Below are 500 nucleotides of genomic sequence, written 5' to 3' on the forward strand. Positions count from 1 at the left end.
ACACTGAATGGCTACCTGCTCCAATTCATATGTTCCCATTGAAGTAATGGCGCATCGACCGGCTTGTGGCATACTCAGGCGAAACCACCTTGGGAGCCTAAGATGCATCTGTGTCACTGCCAACTTGAGCAACATGGCGAGGCGATACGCGCCATCTTCAACCATGCCATTGCCCATACCACAGCCCTTTATGAATACCAGCCAAGGAGCGAGCAGCAGATCCGCGACTGGTTCGGCGCCAAACAGCAAGGCAACTGGCCGATTCTGGGCGCCGAGGATGAGCAGGGACAACTGTTGGGATTTGCCAGCTTAGGCCCCTTTCGCGGCTATCCGGCCAACCTCTACTCGGTGGAACACTCTGTGTATGTGCACCCGGAGCATAGAGGCAAAGGGGTGGCGCGCTTTCTGATGCAGCATTTGATAACCCAGGCCCGGGAGCGCGGCATGCGCACCATGGTGGGCGCCATAGATGCCGGAAACCAGGCCAGTATCGCCCTGCA

General features: G+C 57.4%; 1 protein-coding gene. It reads left to right on the forward strand.

Going from position 1 to position 500, the window contains the following annotated elements:
* Positions 1–102: 102 nt before the first annotated feature.
* On the forward strand, positions 103–500 hold a 398-nt coding region (locus K5Q92_RS23990), incomplete at its 3' end, for a GNAT family N-acetyltransferase (RefSeq protein WP_220771276.1).

This window comes from Shewanella sp. MBTL60-007 (assembly GCF_019654915.1).
Taxonomy (GTDB): Bacteria; Pseudomonadota; Gammaproteobacteria; order Enterobacterales; family Shewanellaceae; genus Shewanella.